We start from the raw sequence: 2,026 nt of genomic DNA, 5'->3' as shown, positions 1-2,026 counted from the left end.
CGCTGATGCGGCTCGACGACACTCCGAGCTCGCCGGCGACGAAGTCGCGCAACTCGGCCGGCATCAGCGTGTCGAATTCGATGCGGATGACGGAGCCGCGGCGGCGGCGCTTCAGCGCCGTCTCGAACAGGCGAACGAGGTCTTCCGATTCCTCCTCCACCTCGATATCGCTGTCGCGGATGATGCGGAACGTGCCCGAGCCCTTGACCTCATATCCAGGGAAGAGCTTGCCGATATAGAGGCCGACCGCTTCTTCCAGCGGGATGAAGCGGACATGATGCTTGCGGTCGGGCAGACGGATGAACCGCCGCAGCGCCACCGGCAAGCGCAAGAGCGCGCTCATCTCCTCGCCGTTCTTGCGGTGGCGCAGCTGCAGCGCCATTGAGAAACCGAGATTGGGGATGAACGGAAACGGGTGCGCCGGGTCGATCGACAGCGGCGTCAGCACCGGGAAAACCTGACCCTGGAAATGCTCCTCCAGCCAGGCCTTCTCGTCCTTGGTCAGGCCGTCGCGGGGGATGCTTTCGATGCCTTCCTTGTTGAGCAGCTCCATCAAGACCGACAGGCTCTTCTGCTGGTCTTCCTGCAGGCGCTCGACCTCGCGCAGCAATTGCTCCAACTGCTGCTCAGGCGTGCGGCCGTCCGGGCTCTTCAACGCGATGCCCTCGCGCACCTGACCGGCGAGGCCGGCGACGCGCACCATGAAGAACTCGTCGAGGTTTGCGGCCGAGATCGACAGGAAGCGGACGCGCTCGAGCAGCGGGTGATGCTCGTTCAGCGATTCCTCGAGCACCCGGCGGTTGAACTGCAGCCAGGAAAACTCGCGGTTGACGAAACGGTCTGGATTGCCGCCGTCCGGGCTCGCCGCCTCGACGGTGATGAACTCGCTCTGCACCGGCTTCAGTTCGTTCATGGTTCCTGCTCTTGGCCACAACGTCGTTCTTTGAGCGCCATACGCCGCCGGACGCGCTATGCACGCTCTAACACGCTTTTATGACGCATGATGTCACGGAATCGCTTCGTTTCCGGCCTCATGCGCTTAACCGGCTCAACTTATCCTCTGCCAGCCTTTTGCGACAGTTTCATTTCATCGATCTTGCAAACCGGCCGGTTATGATCCAGATGCAAACGGGCCGAACTGAAGGAGACGACGATGGCAGGCGGTACCATTCCCCATTTCCAGAACGACGCGGGCCATCCGGCGATCGATATCGGCGTCAAGGAATTCATGTGCACCGGCGCCAATCCGCCTTTCGACCATCCGCATGTATTCCTCGACATGGGCGACGACAATGAAAAGGTCTGCCCTTACTGCTCGACGCTCTACCGCTATTCGCCGAAGCTGAAGGCGACGGAAACCGAGCCTGCCGGCTGCCTCTATATCGACCAGGCCGCCTGATCGCGGATCTGGGTGACCGCTAGACCATGGAGGAGGCGCGGTCCCGGCAGGTCGTCATCGCCGGGGCCGGTATCGCCGGACTGACGGCAGCTCTTGCCTTTGCCGAACACGGCCATGCCGTCACGGTGCTGGAACAGGCCAGCCAGCTCGAAGCGGTGGGCGCGGGCATCCAGCTTTCCCCCAACGCCACCCGTATGCTCAGTCGGCTCGGCGCGCTCGACCGGTTGCGGCTGAGCGCGATCCGCCCGGAAGCGGTGGTGCTGAAGGGCGCTGCCACCTTGCGCGAACTGGCGCGCGTGCCGCTCGGCCAGGCCGGCGAAGAGCGTTGGGGCGCGCCCTATCTGGTGGCGCACCGCGCCGACCTGCAGGCGGCGCTGACGGCGCGGATGGCGGAGCATCCTGAAATCCAACTCGTCACCGGCGCGCGGGTAACGGACGTCGCTGTTCACCCGCAAGACATCGCCGTCGCCGCCGAAACGGATGGCGGCAGCATCGAGGCCGCCGGCGGCCTGCTGATCGGCGCGGACGGCGTCTGGTCGTCGGTTCGCAGGCTGCTTGCGGGGCGAGAGCCGGCCTTCGGGAAGAACCGCTTCTCGGGCGAGCTGGCCTGGCGCGCAACGGTTGCAG

2 protein-coding genes and 1 pseudogene are annotated in these 2,026 nt (G+C 64.7%); 2 read left to right on the top strand and 1 reads right to left on the bottom strand.

The window, feature by feature from the left end; genetic code table 11:
- Positions 1-913 (bottom strand): annotated as a pseudogene (locus EOA49_RS31690) (RNA degradosome polyphosphate kinase); the annotation flags it as partial.
- A 240-nt stretch (positions 914-1,153) separates the two neighbouring features.
- On the opposite strand from EOA49_RS31690, the gene EOA49_RS31685 reads away from it, so the two are divergent.
- Together EOA49_RS31685 and EOA49_RS31680 are read left to right on the top strand one after the other, a co-directional pair.
- Positions 1,154-1,399: a zinc-finger domain-containing protein gene (locus EOA49_RS31685; protein ID WP_066997164.1), complete on the top strand. Its 246-nt coding sequence runs from the start codon at positions 1,154-1,156 to the stop codon at positions 1,397-1,399.
- A gap of 26 nt (positions 1,400-1,425) precedes the next feature.
- The coding region (locus EOA49_RS31680) for an FAD-dependent monooxygenase (protein ID WP_127243586.1) at positions 1,426-2,026 on the top strand (601 nt) is incomplete at its 3' end.

The sequence above is a fragment of the Mesorhizobium sp. M1A.F.Ca.IN.020.04.1.1 genome, assembly GCF_003997315.1.
Classification (GTDB): domain Bacteria; phylum Pseudomonadota; class Alphaproteobacteria; order Rhizobiales; family Rhizobiaceae; genus Mesorhizobium.
The sequence above is the reverse complement of the archived record's forward strand: the minus strand, read 5'-3'. Positions and strand labels throughout refer to the sequence as shown.

What these genes read in the sequence shown, in the direction of transcription:
- EOA49_RS31685 (WP_066997164.1), top strand. Translation starts at nt 1,154, where the DNA reads ATGGCAGGCGGTACCATTCCCCATTTCCAGAACGACGCGGGCCATCCG.